Source organism: Xanthomonas sp. DAR 35659 (assembly GCF_041242975.1).
Classification (GTDB): Bacteria; Pseudomonadota; Gammaproteobacteria; order Xanthomonadales; family Xanthomonadaceae; genus Xanthomonas_A; species Xanthomonas_A medicagonis.
The window spans coordinates 1,862,607-1,876,768 of record NZ_CP162488.1 but is presented as its reverse complement, the minus strand read 5'-3'; the positions used below and the strand labels follow the sequence as shown (position 1 = coordinate 1,876,768).

Annotated in this window: 12 protein-coding genes; 8 read left to right on the top strand and 4 right to left on the bottom strand. The window is 69.6% G+C overall.

The genetic code is table 11. The features are described 5' to 3' along the window. Window positions 1-79: 79 nt before the first annotated feature. On the bottom strand, window positions 80-1,639 hold the full coding sequence (locus tag AB3X07_RS07965) for a phospholipase D family protein (protein ID WP_369943888.1): 1,560 nt from the start codon (window positions 1,637-1,639) through the stop codon (window positions 80-82). A 66-nt stretch (window positions 1,640-1,705) separates the two neighbouring features. Next, window positions 1,706-2,536, bottom strand: coding sequence for a helix-turn-helix transcriptional regulator (locus tag AB3X07_RS07960; RefSeq protein ID WP_369943887.1), 831 nt, complete (start codon window positions 2,534-2,536; stop codon window positions 1,706-1,708). Between the two features lie 190 nt (window positions 2,537-2,726). On the opposite strand from AB3X07_RS07960, the gene AB3X07_RS07955 reads away from it, so the two are divergent. Both AB3X07_RS07955 and AB3X07_RS07950 read left to right on the top strand, forming a co-directional pair. Continuing rightward, complete coding sequence (locus AB3X07_RS07955) at window positions 2,727-4,130, top strand: MFS transporter (RefSeq protein WP_369943886.1); 1,404 nt, start codon at window positions 2,727-2,729, stop codon at window positions 4,128-4,130. A gap of 38 nt (window positions 4,131-4,168) precedes the next feature. Then, window positions 4,169-6,154, top strand: coding sequence for a glycoside hydrolase family 127 protein (locus AB3X07_RS07950; protein ID WP_369943885.1), 1,986 nt, complete (start codon window positions 4,169-4,171; stop codon window positions 6,152-6,154). A gap of 238 nt (window positions 6,155-6,392) precedes the next feature. Here the strand turns inward: AB3X07_RS07950 and AB3X07_RS07945 are convergent, their stop codons facing one another. Beyond that, a complete protein-coding gene (locus tag AB3X07_RS07945) occupies window positions 6,393-6,647 on the bottom strand; it encodes an SHOCT domain-containing protein (RefSeq protein ID WP_369943884.1) in 255 nt (84 codons plus the stop codon). 34 nt (window positions 6,648-6,681) lie between these two features. Beyond that, entirely contained in the window at window positions 6,682-7,431 is a 750-nt protein-coding gene (gene gpmA / locus AB3X07_RS07940; protein ID WP_369943883.1) for a 2,3-diphosphoglycerate-dependent phosphoglycerate mutase, read from the bottom strand. A gap of 365 nt (window positions 7,432-7,796) precedes the next feature. Here gpmA and AB3X07_RS07935 point away from each other — a divergent pair, with 365 nt between their 5' ends. The 6 genes from AB3X07_RS07935 (at window position 7,797) to AB3X07_RS07910 (ending at window position 14,098) form a co-directional block, all read left to right on the top strand. Beyond that, complete coding sequence (locus tag AB3X07_RS07935; RefSeq protein ID WP_369938742.1) at window positions 7,797-8,720, top strand: IS110 family transposase; 924 nt, start codon at window positions 7,797-7,799, stop codon at window positions 8,718-8,720. A 127-nt stretch (window positions 8,721-8,847) separates the two neighbouring features. Next, window positions 8,848-9,558 (top strand): deoxyribonuclease V, encoded by a 711-nt coding sequence (gene nfi, locus AB3X07_RS07930; RefSeq protein WP_369943882.1) that lies wholly within the window; start codon window positions 8,848-8,850, stop codon window positions 9,556-9,558. A gap of 130 nt (window positions 9,559-9,688) precedes the next feature. Next, window positions 9,689-10,558, top strand: coding sequence for a pirin family protein (locus AB3X07_RS07925; RefSeq protein ID WP_369943881.1), 870 nt, complete (start codon window positions 9,689-9,691; stop codon window positions 10,556-10,558). A gap of 632 nt (window positions 10,559-11,190) precedes the next feature. After that, entirely contained in the window at window positions 11,191-11,661 is a 471-nt protein-coding gene (locus AB3X07_RS07920) for a hypothetical protein (RefSeq protein ID WP_369943880.1), read from the top strand. A gap of 140 nt (window positions 11,662-11,801) precedes the next feature. Continuing rightward, window positions 11,802-13,874, top strand: a complete 2,073-nt coding sequence (locus AB3X07_RS07915; RefSeq protein ID WP_369943879.1) for a carbon starvation CstA family protein — start codon at window positions 11,802-11,804, stop codon at window positions 13,872-13,874. After that, window positions 13,874-14,098, top strand: coding sequence for a YbdD/YjiX family protein (locus tag AB3X07_RS07910; protein ID WP_369943878.1), 225 nt, complete (start codon window positions 13,874-13,876; stop codon window positions 14,096-14,098). Before AB3X07_RS07915 ends, AB3X07_RS07910 begins: the two co-directional genes overlap by 1 nt. The last annotated feature ends 64 nt before the right edge of the window (window positions 14,099-14,162 follow it).

Genomic DNA, 14,162 nt, shown 5'->3' with positions numbered 1-14,162 from the left:
GCTTCAGCCGCGACAGGCAGTACGGGGATGCCCTGTCGCGGCTGAAGCCGCTCCTACAGGATGCGGCGGTTTGCCCGCGCTATAGCTGCGACTCCAGCGGCAGCCAGCCGATCACGCGTGCCGCCGCGCGCCGCCACGCGCTCGCCTCCGGCTCGCGCTCCCAGGTGCGCGGCGGCCGCGCCGCGTCGTCGTGCCAGCGCAGCGCGCCGTCCTGCAGCGCCAGCCGGTAGCTGACCGGCGCCGATACCTTGGCCTGGTACAGGCGATGCAGCTCCTCGGCCGCGGCGCGATCGCGGAACAACAGGCCCATCTCGGTGTTGAGGTCCATCGAGCGCGGGTCGAGATTGAACGAGCCGATATAGCCCTGCTCGCGGTCGACCACGAAGGCCTTGGTATGCAGGCTGGCGCCGCTGGACCCGAACAGGCTGCCACCCGGATCGCCGTCGGGCTTGAGCTCGAACAAGGCCACGCCGTCGCGCAACAGCGGCACCCGGTAGCCGGCATAGCCGCCATGCACCGCGACCACGTCGTTGGCCGCCAGCGAATTGGTCAGCACCCCGACCTTGGCGCCGCGCTGACGCAACCGGCCGATCCAGCGCATGCCGTCCGCACCCGGCACGAAGTACGGCGAGATCAGCGCCAGTTCGCGCTGCGCGCGTGCCATCTCGCCGACCAGCAGCGGGGTCATCCAGTCCGCGCGCGGCGGCGCGCCCTCGGCCTTCTCCGGCGGGTCGGACACGATCCGCGCGTCCGCACTCCAATGCAGCGGACGCTCGCCGGCGAGCAGGTCGCGCACCTCCGGCGCCCGTTGCAGCCGCTGCGCGTAGGGCCGCGCCCGCGCCGAGCGCAGGCCGGCGTCGATGCTGGCGCGCAGCCGCGGCAAGGCGTCCGGTTCGGCCTGCACCAGCGCGGCGAGCGGCACCGCGGTGCGGCTGTTCCAGTAGGCGTCGAAGATCTGCGCGGCCTGCGCCACCGCCGGCCCGACCACCGCCGCGTCGGTGTCCATGAAATTGGTGTCGCGCGCCGCATCGAAGTACTCGTCGCCGATGTTGCGCCCGCCGACCACCGCCAGACGCCCGTCGGCGATCCATGCCTTGTTGTGCATGCGCCGGTTGACGCTGAAGAAGCGCAGCACCAGTTCCACGCCGCGCATCAGCGTACCCTCGCGGGCGCGGGTCGGGTTGAACAGGCGCACCTCGATCAGCGGATGGCGATCCAGCGCGGCCAGCACCGATTTGCTGCCATGCACGTTCATGTCGTCCAGCAGCAGGCGCACGCGCACGCCGCGGTCGGCGGCGCGCAGCAGTTCGTTGTAGAGCAGGTTGCCGGTGAAGTCCGGATGCCAGATGTAGTACTGCAGGTCCAGGCTGCGCCCGGCCGCGCGCGCGGTCACCGCGCGCACCGCGAAGGCCTCGACGTTGTCGGGCACGATCACCATGCCGCTGCGTCCGGCGTGGGCGGCGGTCAACGGCGCCAGGGCGCGGTCGATCGGCGTCTGCACCACCGTCGCCGGCAATGCGTGGCTGGCCGGCCCGCGCGTGCGATCGGCGAAGCGGCCGTAGGCGGACAGGCCGAGCATGGCGCCCAGCAGCACCCCGGCCACGGCGATGCCGCTGCGCTTGAGCGTCCTCTTGTTCATCGGCCGGCTCCCCTGAAGGTCGGCGCAGTGTAGGCACTGCGGCGTGTAGACCGCGCCGACCGCGCTTCACTCCGAGTTGATGTGTTCCTTGCAGTACAGCCGCCGGTAGGCGCTCGGGGTCATGCCCAGGCGCTGGCGGAAGATGCGGCGGAAGTAGCCGCCGTCGCTGAAGCCGGCGCGCTGCGCGACCTCGTCCACGCTGCAGGCGTTCACCAGCAGCAGCTTTTCGGCGAAGGCGATGCGCTGGCGGTGGATCGCCTCGGTCAGGGTGGTGCCGAACGCGCGCCGGTAGATGCGCCCCAGGTAATCCGGGTTGCAGTGCAGTTGCGCGGCCAGCGCCGAGGCGGTGAGCGCGGTGTGGAACTGGGTACCGATCAGTTGCTTGGCGCGATACGCCAGGGCCACGCCGGCGCGGTCGGAATCCTGCGGGTCGGGCCAGGCGCCGGCCACGCACTGCAACATCGACAGCACGATCGGCTCCAGCATCGGCAGCGTGCGCCGTTCCTCCTGCTCGCTGAGCAACCAGCGGAACAGGCCGACGAAGCGCTCCGGGTCGCGGATCGCGGTGCGCTGCGGCATCGACAGCAACGTCGCCTCGGCGGTGCCGGCCGCGGCGGCGGCGGCCTGCGTCGCCAGCTCGAAATGCACCCAGTAGAAGCGCAGGTCGGCGGGAAAGCGGCCGATGCCGGCGTGCTCGCGTCCCGGCCACAACAGCAGGGTCTCGCCGGGACCGATATGGAAGTCGCTGTCCTGTTCGCGGATCGACAGGGTGCCGCGCTCGACGAAGATCAACTCGTAGGACTGGATTACCCGCGCCGGATGCGCGCCCAGTCCACGGGAAATGAACAGGCCGCCGTTCTGGACCCGGATCGGATACGCGACCGCGAATTCGAGCATGTCGGAAACGTCTCCCTATGGCCCAGTGCACGCTGCAATGCAGCAAATAGTGCAGGATTCGGCGACCTGGAGCGCGACTCCCGCACAGGTCGGAATCGTACCGTTTTTATACCGCGCCGGCTCTTGTTCCGGCACGGTCCGCATGCGACGTTGCGGACGCCGCAGCGCGCGCCTGCCAGGAATCGTCCCGTTGAATGCCACCACCGTTGGCCCCATCGCCGCAGGCGCCGAACCGGCCGCCGCCCCACCCCGGCTCTCGCGCCTGGAAAAGTTCGGCTACGGCCTGGGCGACGCCGGCGGCACCATCGTCACCTGCCTGATCGCCAACTTCCTGACCTTCTTCTACACCGATGTGTTCGGCCTGACCCCGGCGCTGGTCGGCACCCTGTTCACCGTGCTGCGCATCGCCGATGCGGTCTCCGACCCGGTGATGGGCGTGCTCGCCGACCGCACCCGCAGCCGCTGGGGCCGCTTTCGCGGCTGGCAACTGTGGATCGCGCTGCCGATCGGCATCGCCTGCGTACTCACCTTCAGCACCCCGCAGTTGGGCGCGACGGCCAAGATCGCCTATGCCTTCGCCAGCTATTTCCTGCTGTCGCTGTGCTACACCGCGATCAACGTGCCGTACTGCGCGCTGATCAACAGCATGACCGGCGACCACCGCGACGTGGTGTCGGCGCAGTCGTGGCGCTTCGTGCTGTGCGGCATCGCCGGCTTCCTGGTCTCTGTCGGGCTGCCATGGCTGGTGCGGGTGCTCGGCGACGGCGATGCCGCGCGCGGCTACCAACTCGGCGTGGGCTTGCTCAGCGCACTGGCGGTGGCGATGTTCCTGTGCTGCTTCTTCGCGGTGCGCGAACGCGTGCCGGTCAGCCTGCTCGGCGAGGCCGGCATCGGCGAGCACCTGCGCGGGCTGCTGCGCAACGACCAGATGCGGCTGGTGCTGCTGATGTCGTTCCTGCTGATCAACGTGTTCAACATCCGCGGCGGCGGCTACCTGTACTTCATCACTTACGTGCTCGGCGGCAGCCCCGGCTACGCCTCGCTGTTCTTCGCGATGGTGGCGTTGGCCACGGTGCTGGGCGCGATCGTGGTCAACGCGCTGTGCCGCCGCTTCGATCCGCTGGCGTTGTACCTGCATACCAACCTGGCGCTGGCGGCGCTGGGCGTGCTGCAGTGGTGGATGCCGACCGGCCCGGCGCAGCAGACGCTGTGGCTGGGGCTGATCTTCGCCAACTGCCTGGTGCTCGGCTTCGCGCTGCCGCTGCATTTCTCGATCATGGCCTTCGCCGACGACTACGGCGCATGGAAGAACCGGGTGCGCTCCTCCGGCATCAACTTCGCCTTCAACCTGTTCTGCATCAAGCTGGCCTGGGCCTCGAGCGCGGTGGTGATCAGCTACCTGTTCGTGCGCGTGGGCTACCGCGCCGGCGCCGAGCACCAGACCGCCGCCTCGCTGCAGGCGATCACGCTGCTGGAAACGCTGATCCCCGCGGCCATCCACCTGCTGCTGGCCGCGGTGATCCACCGCTGCCGCCTGCGCCGGCCGCTGCTGGCCCAGGTCGCCGCCGACCTGGCTGCGCGCCCGGTGCACTGATACCCCTTCCCTTCCCCGCTTCCAGGATCGCCGCGCCCATGCCGCATTCGCTCGCCCCGCCGCCCGAACTTCCGCTCGACCGCCTGCGCATCGCCGATCCGTTCTGGCAGCGCTACCAGCGCCTGGTGCAGGACGTGGTGCTGCCCTATCAATGGCAGGCGCTCAACGACAACGTCGCCGATGCCGAACCCAGCCATGCGATCGAGAACTTCCGCATCGCCGCCGGGCGCAGCGACGGGACGTTCTACGGCATGGTGTTCCAGGACAGCGACGTGGCCAAGTGGCTGGAGGCGGTGGCCTACCTGCTCGCGCAGCATCCGGATCCGGCGCTGGAACGCGATGCCGACGCCACCATCGACCTGATCGGCGCCGCGCAGCAGGCCGACGGCTACCTCAACACCTATTTCACGGTGAAGGCGCCGGAGCAGCGCTGGAGCAACCTGGCCGAGTGCCACGAGCTGTACTGCGCCGGGCACATGATCGAGGCCGGCGTCGCCTACCACCAGGCCACCGGCAAGCGCGCGCTGCTGGACATCGTGTGCCGGCTCGCCGACCACATCGACGCCACCTTCGGCCCAGGTCCGGACCAGTTGCACGGCTACCCCGGACATCCGGAGATCGAGCTGGCGCTGATGCGCCTGTACGAAGCCACCGGCGAGGCGCGCTACCTGGCGCTGGCGCGCTACTTCGTCGAACAGCGCGGCGCCACGCCGCACTACTACGACGAAGAGTACGAACGCCGCGGCCGCAGCTTCTTCTGGGGCGGGCACGGCCCGGCCTGGATGATCCAGGACAAGGCCTACAGCCAGGCGCACCTGCCGGTGGCGTTGCAGGACACCGCGGTCGGACACGCGGTGCGTTTCGTCTACCTGTACGCGGGCGTGGCGCACCTGGCCCGGCACAGCGGCGATGCGCGGTTGCGCGCCACCTGCGAGCGGCTATGGGAGAACGCCACGCAGCGCCAGCTCTACCTCACCGGCGCAATCGGCGCGCAGAGCTACGGCGAGGCCTTCAGCGTCGACTACGACCTGCCCAACGACACCGCCTACAACGAGAGCTGCGCCTCGATCGGGCTGATGATGTTCGCCAACCGCATGCTGCAGCTGGCGCCGGACAGCCGCTACGCCGACGTGATGGAGCGGGCGCTGTACAACACCGTGCTGGCCGGCATGGCGCTGGACGGCCGCCATTTCTTCTACGTCAATCCGCTGGAAGTGCATCCGCCCACGGTGCACGGCAACCACACCTTCGACCACGTCAAGCCGGTGCGGCAGCGCTGGTTCGGCTGCGCCTGCTGCCCACCCAACATCGCCCGCGTGCTGACCTCGCTCGGCCACTACATCTACACCCGCCGCGACGACACGCTGTACGTGAACCTGTATGTCGGCAGCGACGCCGCCTTCGAGGTGGACGGACAGACGCTGACCCTGCGCCAGCGCGGCGACTATCCCTGGCAGGAGCAAGTCGAACTGCGCGTGGACTGCGCCACGCCGGCGACCGCCGCGCTGGCGCTGCGCCTGCCGGACTGGTGCCGCGCGCCGCAGCTGATGCTCAATGGCGAGCCGGTCGCGATCGCGGAGCATCTGCAACACGGCTACTGCGTGCTGCGCCGGACGTGGCAACCCGGCGACACTCTGCACTTGCAGCTGCCGATGCCGGCGATGCGGGTCAGCGGACATCCGCGCGTGCGCCATCTGGCCGGCAAGGTCGCCCTGCAACGCGGGCCACTGGTGTACTGCCTGGAACAGGCCGACAACGGCGCGCACCTGCACCAGCTGCGCCTGCCCGCCGCCGCGCCGATCCGCATGCTGCCGGGTAGCGGCGCGCTGGCCGGGCAGGTGCTGCTGCAGGCCGACGGCGAACGCGTGGACCGCCACGACGAGGCGCAGGCCGACGCCATGCCGCTGTACCGCTACGACGCGCCGCCGCCGTCGCGGCAGGCGCAGACCCTGACCTTCGTGCCCTACTTCGCCTGGGCCAACCGCGGCGAAGGCGAGATGCGGGTGTGGGTGGACGCGGACTGACGCGCGCGCGGCGCGAGGCGCTTGGCCTGCGTTGGCCGGGCCCGCTGTGTTCGTGCCAGGCAAGGCGAACATCGCCGCGCGATTGACGCGGCGGTCGGCGCACGCGTGCGCATCACGTCATTGAGCGCCTCCCTGCTGCTGGGAAAAGGGAGGTCTCATTCGACCGTGCAAGGCGTCGTGGCGTCGAACAACGCCGATCGACGGAATGCGCGCGGCCCGTACCGCGCGCGCTTGCCGCTTACAGCGTGGCCAGGATCCGCTCGCGCCGATCCGCGTACTCCGCCGGATCGATCAGGCCCTGCGCCTTCAACGCGTCCAGCTCGCGCAACCGGTGCTCGACCGAGGCCGGCGGCAGTGGCGGCGGCGCCACCCGCGCGGCCGCCGGCGGACGCCGGTTGGCGCGGATCGCCCACCACACCACCGCCACGATCAGCAGCGGGACTCCCAGCATGACCAGCAGGATCACGAAGTGCCAGATGCTGAATCCACCCATAGCGTTCTCCTTTCGACAGCGCAGGTGACGGCGCTTACTTCGCCTTGCCCTGGTTGGCCACCGCCTCGGCCGCCTTCTTCGCCGCTTCCGGATCGCCCAGATAGCGGTAGGACTGCACCTTCAATTCGTCGTCCAGCTCGAACAGCAGCGGGATGCCGGTGGGAATGTTGAGCTCCAGGATTTCCTCGCGCGACACGCCGTTCAAATACTTGTACAGCGCGCGCAGCGAATTGCCGTGCGCGGTGACCAGCACGGTCTGCCCGGCCTTGAGCTGCGGCGCGATCGCATCGTGCCAGTATGGCAGCACGCGCTCGAGCGTGGTCGCCAGCGACTCGGTGGCCGGCAGCGCGTTGCGGTCGAGGGTGGCGTAGCGGCGATCGTGCAGCGGGTGGCCCGGATCGTCGGCCTCCATCGGCGGCGGCGGGATGTCGTAGGAGCGGCGCCAGATCTTGACCTGCTCCTCGCCGTGCTTGGCCGCGGTCTCGGCCTTGTCCAGGCCCTGCAGGCCGCCGTAGTGGCGCTCGTTGAGGCGCCAGCTCTTGTGCGTCGGCAGCCAGTCCTGGTCCAGTTCCTTCAACGCGCCCTGCAGGGTATGGATGGCGCGCTTGAGCACCGAGGTGTGCGCCACGTCGAACTGCAGCCCCTCCTCGCGCATCAGCCGGCCGGCGGCGACGGCTTCCTGGCGGCCCTGTTCGGTGAGGTCCACGTCCACCCAGCCGGTGAAGCGGTTATCCAGGTTCCACTGGCTCTGGCCATGGCGCAACAGTACGAGTTTGCGGGTCACTGCGACGGTCTCCGTTGGGGGATGCGTGGGTCGTGCGGCCCTGGATTGTAGCTGGTGGCTGGGAATGGGGAGTCGGGAATGGGGAATGGGAACGGCGTGGGGTTTCAGCGCACCTTGCCGCCTGGCGATGTGTCGCGGCTGAAGCCGCTTGTGTCAAAAGAGGGTCTATCGTTGAAGGTGAGAGCGGGGTGCGGCAGGCCGTTAAGCCGCAGTGCCAAGCGAGCACGAGTAGGAGTCAGTGCCGCCGCACCCCGGTTCTCCTGCCTGACAAGCCCGAACAGTTGCCTGAGCCGGGAGCTCGAACATCACAAGCCTGGGCATTGGCAGGAGCGCTCTCGACCCTAAGTCTACTGCGGAGAACGTCTATGCGGCGCTTTGTCGGGATCGATGTTGCCAAGGCCGAACTGGTCATTCATGTGCTGCCGGACGGACTGGCCTGGACCCAGCCCAACACGCCGCAAGGGCGCGTTGAGCTGGTCCAGCGTCTGGCGAGGCTGGAGTGCGAACGGATCGTGCTGGAAGCCAGCGGCGGCTACGAACATGAGGTGCTGCGGACGCTGCGGCAGGCCAACCTGCCGGCGGTGCGGATGTGTGCGCAGCGCCCACGTGCGTTGGCCAAGGCGCTGGGCATCAAGGCCAAGACCGACGCCCTGGACGCGCGTCTGTTGGCCGTGACAGCCCAAGCCATTGTGGCCCCCCCGACGGACGTGTTGCCCGAGCACCTGCAGCACCTGCGCGAACTGCTGGATCTGCGCAATGCTCTGGTCGGCCAGCACGACGCCCTGCGGCGGCGTCTGGAGCACATCACCAGCCCGGAGGTGCGGCGCCACTGCCAGGAAGCGATCGACCTACTGAAGCGGCAGAGCGATGCGCTGAAGCGAGACCTTCAGCAGCAGGCCGACGCGTGTTCGACCCTGCCCAAGGTGCCGGGGCTGGGGCCGATCCTGCGCGCCACCCTGGCCGCACGCCTGCCGGAACTGGGAACGCTGCCGCCGCGCAAGCTGGCCGCCCTGGTCGGGCTGGCGCCGTTCAATCACGACAGCGGCCGCTGGCAAGGCCAGCGCCGCATCAAAGGCGGGCGCAGCGACGTGCGCCGCGCGCTGTACATGGCCACCTGGGCCAGCATCCGCGCCAAATCCCCCTTGGCCCAAACCTATGCGCGCCTGCAAGCGGCCGGCAAACCGGCCAAGGTCGCCATCGTCGCCTGCATGCACAAGTACCTACGCTGGCTCAATGCCATCGCGCGCGATCAGGCTTCTTACGCGCCTCCCGTCATCGCTGCTGCATGACAGTTGACTCCTACAAAGGCGTGACGGGCTGGCGCTACGCCGGAACGCAACCTGCTTCAACGATTCCCCATTCCCCATTCCCAGCGCCTCCACACCACAGCCACGAGCGCGGCGCGATCATCGCCACATGGACACTTCTTCGCACAGCGTCTTCGGCGACTGGGACGGCAGCGTCGTTCAGGCGCGCGCGCTGCAGGCGACCTTGGCGAAACACGTGCGGCTGCAGGACGAAGTGCCGGACCCGCCGCGCTGGCTGGCCGGGTTCGACGTCGGCTTCGAGGACGAAGGCCGCATCACCCGCGCCGCCGCCGTGCTGATCGACGCCGACACCCTGCAACCGCAACAGGCCGAGATCGCTCGCGTGCCGACCTCGATGCCCTATGTGCCGGGCCTGCTGAGTTTCCGCGAACTGCCGGCGCTGCTGGCCGCGCTGGCGCTGCTGCGGCAGCGTCCGGATCTGGTGTTCGTCGATGGCCAGGGCATCGCGCATCCGCGCCGGCTCGGCATCGCCGCGCACTTCGGCGTGGTCACCGGCCTGCCCAGCATCGGCGTGGCGAAGACGCTGCTGGCCGGACGCCACGACGCACCAGGACCGCAGGCCGGCGACCGCAGCCCGATCGTGCATCGCGACGACACGGTCGGCTGGGCGCTGCGCAGCAAGCCACGCTGCAATCCGCTGATCGTCTCGCCCGGCCATCGCGTCGCGGTGGACAGCGCGCTGGCGTGGACGCTGCGCTACCTGCGCGGCTACCGGCTGCCGGAGCCCACCCGCCTGGCCGACCGGCTGGCCTCGCGCCGCGGCGAGATCGCGCTCCCGGCGCAGCCGGGCCTGCTATAGCGCGCGCCGCGGACGCACCGACGGCGGCACCTGGCGCGCGCCGCGGAACATTGCGTCTTGCCCGCATCCGGGCATGCGCTCGCGCCGGCATGCGAAGCTTGCGCCCTCCGTTCGCCGCGAGTGCCCCGCCATGACCACCCTGATCGCTCCCCGCGTGCACGACATCGGCGACTTCCAAGTGCGCCGCGCGGTGCCCAGCCTGCAGGCGCGCAGTGTCGGCCCGTTCGTGTTCATCGACCACATGGGCCCGGCGATCTTCGAACCCGGCCGCGGCGTCGACGTGCGTCCGCATCCGCACATCGGCCTGGCCACGGTGACCTTCCTGTGGTCCGGCGAGATCGGGCACCGCGACACGCTCGGCTCGGACCAGGTGATCCGCGCCGGCGACGTCAACTGGATGACCGCCGGCCGCGGCATCTCCCATTCCGAACGCACGCCGACCGCGCTGCGCGCGCAGGCGCATCCGCTGCACGGCATGCAGACCTGGGTGGCGCTGCCGAAGTCGGCCGAGGAAACCGCGCCGGCGTTCTACCACCACGCCGCCGCCACCCTGCCCCAGCAGCGCCGCGACGGCGTGTGGCTGCGGGTCATCGCCGGCCGCGCCTACGGCGAGGAATCGCCGGTCAAGGTGTTCGCCGACACGCTGAACGTGGCGCTGGATCTGGACGCGGACGCGGAGATCGACCTGGACACCAGCCACGTGCAGCGCTCGCTGTACGTGCTCGAAGGCGAGGCGCAACTGGACGGCGTGGACATCCCCGCGCGCTACCTGGTACTGCCCGAACCCGGCGCGCGCGGCCGGCTGCGCGCCAAGACCCCGCTGAAGGCGATGCTGATGGGCGGCGAGCCGCTGGATGGGCCGCGCCACCTGTGGTGGAACTTCGTCTCCAGTTCCGTCGAACGCATCGAGCAGGCCAAGCAGGACTGGCGCGAAGGCCGGTTCGGCCTGATTCCCGGCGACGACCAGGAGTTCATTCCGCTGCCCGAGCCGGGCAAGTAGCGCCCGGCCGGCGCGGCCGGCGCAGACCGATCGCATCGGCCGGACCGGGCCGCCGATCGCGGCCGGCCGCGGCGCGGGTAGGCGTGCGCGTCGCCGCGTACCAGCGGCGACGCCCAACGCCAGCAGCGCCCGTCGCGACCGGGGCCGGCCGCCGGCCGCGACCCCGCCCAGCAAACTCCGCGAGTCGCTTTCGCGCCGAACCCTCACCCCAACCCCTCTCCCGGCGGGAGAGGGGCTAGTGGCGCGTCCTTCTCCCACCAGGAAAAAGTGCCCGCAGCACAGCAGGGCGCCGCTAGCTCGCCGGAGCGAACACAGCTCTGCACAACGGCATCCCGCGACGCGGGCGGCGCAGCGGCCAGCGCCTGCTGAGCGCGTTCAGCGAATGCTGCGCACGGGGGCGCCGCGGCAGGCGTCCTTCGATCCGCATTCCAATTGTCAAGTGCCGCCCGCTGGGCTATGGTGCCGACAGCGGCCAGGCACCTGCAGCCGCGCACCGGGACACGCATTGCGTAGGGGTATGCACTGCACGCCGATCCCGTGATGAACGAGGGGGACGTGCCGTGCCGGCCTGCGCCGGCGTGCGCTGAAGATCGATCCCGCCGCGGTTGCGGCGGCGCATGGGGACATCGCGAATGAGGGTTGCACACTGGCTCACCGGCCTGTCGGTCCTGCCTGCCGTCCTGGCGGCGGCCACGGCCATGGCGCAGCAAGCGCAGAACTGTCCGCAACTGCCGCCGCAGGCCAACCTGCAGTGGAACGAACGCAGCGACAAGGGCTTCATCGTCTGCCGCGCCACGGCCGCCGACGGCCGCCAGGTGCTGGGCATGATGCTCACCTCGCGCGACCCGGACATCCCGCTGGCGCGCAACCTGCGCGAGGAGAAAGGCAGCATCGCCGGCGAAAGCGTGCATTGGTACCGCCCGGACCTCGGCGGCGTGAATGCGCCTGGCCTGGCCTCGCGCCGCGTCACCGTGGTCGAACTAGGCAAGGGCCACTACGCGCAGGTCTGGATCGACGCCAGCGACGCGCAGGAACTGCAATCGCTGCAATCGCTGGTGCAGGGCCTGGACATGACGCCGGCCAGCCTGGCGCTGGACCGCTGACGCCCGGCATGGCGGGCGCGCCCGGCGCTCGCCGCAGGCGTTGCCTACGACCAAAGTACTAGGGCCGGGGCGTGTCGCGGGATTGACCCCCCAGGCCATCGGGGCGACCCTTGCCGGAATCTCGTCGGGGAGCGATCTGCATGAAAGGGTTTTCCAAACTGGCCTGGGCCGCGCTCGCGGTGCTGGCCGCGTTCTGCCTGGGCACCATCGCCCTGCGCCGCGGCGAGCACATCAACGCGCTGTGGATCGTGGTCGCCGCGGTCTCGATCTATCTGATCGCCTACCGCTTCTACAGCCTGTTCATCGCCACCAAGGTGATGCAGCTCGATCCCACCCGCGCCACCCCGGCGGTGCTCAACAACGACGGCCTGGACTACGTGCCCACCAACAAGCACGTGCTGTTCGGCCACCACTTCGCCGCCATCGCCGGCGCCGGGCCGCTGGTCGGGCCGGTGCTGGCCGCGCAGATGGGCTACCTGCCCGGCCTGCTGTGGCTGGTGGTCGGCGTGGTGTTCGCCGGCGCGGTGCAGGACTTCGTGGTGCTGTTCCTGTCCAGCCGCCGCAACGGCCGCTCGCTCGGCGACCTGGTGCGCGAGGAAATGGGCCAGATTCCCGGCACCATCGCCCTGTTCGGCGCGTTCCTGATCATGATCATCATCCTGGCGGTGCTGGCGATGGTGGTGGTCAAGGCGCTGGCGGAAAGTCCCTGGGGCATGTTCACGGTGATCGCGACGATGCCGATCGCGATCCTGATGGGCGTGTACATGCGCTACATCCGCCCCGGCAAGATCGGCGAGATCTCCATCGTCGGCCTGATCCTGCTGCTGGCGGCGATCTGGTTCGGCGGCAAGGTCGCCGCCGATCCCACCTGGGGCCCGGCCTTCACCTTCACCGACGTGCAGATCACCTGGATGCTGATCGGCTACGGCTTCGTCGCCTCGGTGCTGCCGGTGTGGCTGCTGCTGGCGCCGCGCGACTACCTGTCCACCTTCCTCAAGATCGGCACCATCATCGCCCTGGCCATCGGCATCCTGGTGGTCATGCCCGACCTGAAGATGCCGGCGCTGACCCAGTACGCGCACAACGGCATGGGCCCGGTGTGGACCGGCGGCATCTTCCCGTTCCTGTTCATCACCATCGCCTGCGGCGCGGTGTCCGGCTTCCATGCGCTGATCTCCTCGGGCACCACGCCGAAGCTGCTGGCCAACGAAGGCCACATGCGCTACATCGGCTACGGCGGCATGCTGATGGAATCGTTCGTCGCGGTGATGGCGCTGGTCGCCGCCTCGATCATCGAGCCGGGCGTGTACTTCGCGATGAACGCGCCGGCCTCGATGGTCGGCAATGACGTCGTGGCGGTCGCGGCCAAGGTCAGCGAATGGGGATTTGCGATCACCCCCGACGTGCTCGAAGCCACCGCCCGCGACATCGGCGAGACCACCATCCTGGCCCGCGCCGGCGGCGCCCCGACCCTGGCGGTGGGCATCGCGCAGATCCTGCACCAGCTGCTGCCGGGCGAGGACATGATGGCGTTCTGGTACCACTTCGCGATCCTGTTCGAGGCGCTGTTCATCCTCACCGCGGTCGACGCCGGCACCCGCGCCGGGCGCTTCATGCTGCAGGACCTGCTCGGCAACTTCGTGCCGGCGCTGAAGAAGACCGAGTCGTGGGGCGCCAACATCATCGGCACCGCCGGTTGCGTGGCGCTGTGGGGTTACCTGCTCTACACCGGCGTCAAGGATCCCTACGGCGGCATCCGCACGCTGTGGCCGCTGTTCGGCATCTCCAACCAGATGCTGGCCGGCATCGCGCTGATGCTGGGCACGGTGGTGCTGTTCAAGCTCAAGCGCGACCGCTACGCCTGGGTCACCATCGTGCCGGCGCTGTGGCTGCTGATCTGCACCACCTACGCTGGGCTGATCAAGATCTTCGACCCGAACCCGGCGCAGGGCTTCCTGGCGCAGGCGTACAAGTTCCAGGACGCGATCGCCAGCGGCACCATCACCGCGCCGGCCAAGACGGTGGCGCAGATGCAGCAGATCGTGACCAACGCCTACGTCAACACCGGGCTGACCGCGCTGTTCCTGTTCGTGGTGATCTCGGTGCTGATCTACGCGGTCAAGACCATCCTCGCCGCGCGCCGCAACCCGCAGCGCAGCGACCGGGAAACCCCCTACGTGGCGCTGCAGCCGCACCAGATGGCGGACCTGTGATGAGCGGCGCCCTGGTTCCGGTCGGGCAGTACCAGGCGCACCGCCGGCTGTGGCGGCGCCTGGTGCAGACCGCGCGGCTGTGCTGCGGCATCCCCGACTACGACAACTACGTGCGGCATGTGCTGGAGAAACATCCGGACCGGCAGCCGATGGACTACAAGACCTTTTTCCGCGAGCGCCAGGAGGCGCGGTATGGCGGCAAGAGCGGGTTCCGGTGTTGTTGAGGGGCCGGGATTCGTGATTCGGGAGTGGGGATTCGTGGTGGGTCGCCGATGCCGGTACGATCCG

Coding starts and splice junctions, on each gene's coding strand:
- AB3X07_RS07965 (WP_369943888.1), bottom strand. CDS start 1,639: ATGAACAAGAGGACGCTCAAGCGCAGCGGCATCGCCGTGGCCGGGGTG.
- AB3X07_RS07960 (WP_369943887.1), bottom strand. CDS start 2,536: ATGCTCGAATTCGCGGTCGCGTATCCGATCCGGGTCCAGAACGGCGGC.
- AB3X07_RS07950 (WP_369943885.1), top strand. CDS start 4,169: ATGCCGCATTCGCTCGCCCCGCCGCCCGAACTTCCGCTCGACCGCCTG.
- AB3X07_RS07945 (WP_369943884.1), bottom strand. CDS start 6,647: ATGGGTGGATTCAGCATCTGGCACTTCGTGATCCTGCTGGTCATGCTG.
- AB3X07_RS07935 (WP_369938742.1), top strand. CDS start 7,797: ATGCGGCGCTTTGTCGGGATCGATGTTGCCAAGGCCGAACTGGTCATT.
- nfi (WP_369943882.1), top strand. CDS start 8,848: ATGGACACTTCTTCGCACAGCGTCTTCGGCGACTGGGACGGCAGCGTC.
- AB3X07_RS07925 (WP_369943881.1), top strand. CDS start 9,689: ATGACCACCCTGATCGCTCCCCGCGTGCACGACATCGGCGACTTCCAA.
- AB3X07_RS07920 (WP_369943880.1), top strand. CDS start 11,191: ATGAGGGTTGCACACTGGCTCACCGGCCTGTCGGTCCTGCCTGCCGTC.
- AB3X07_RS07915 (WP_369943879.1), top strand. CDS start 11,802: ATGAAAGGGTTTTCCAAACTGGCCTGGGCCGCGCTCGCGGTGCTGGCC.
- AB3X07_RS07910 (WP_369943878.1), top strand. CDS start 13,874: ATGAGCGGCGCCCTGGTTCCGGTCGGGCAGTACCAGGCGCACCGCCGG.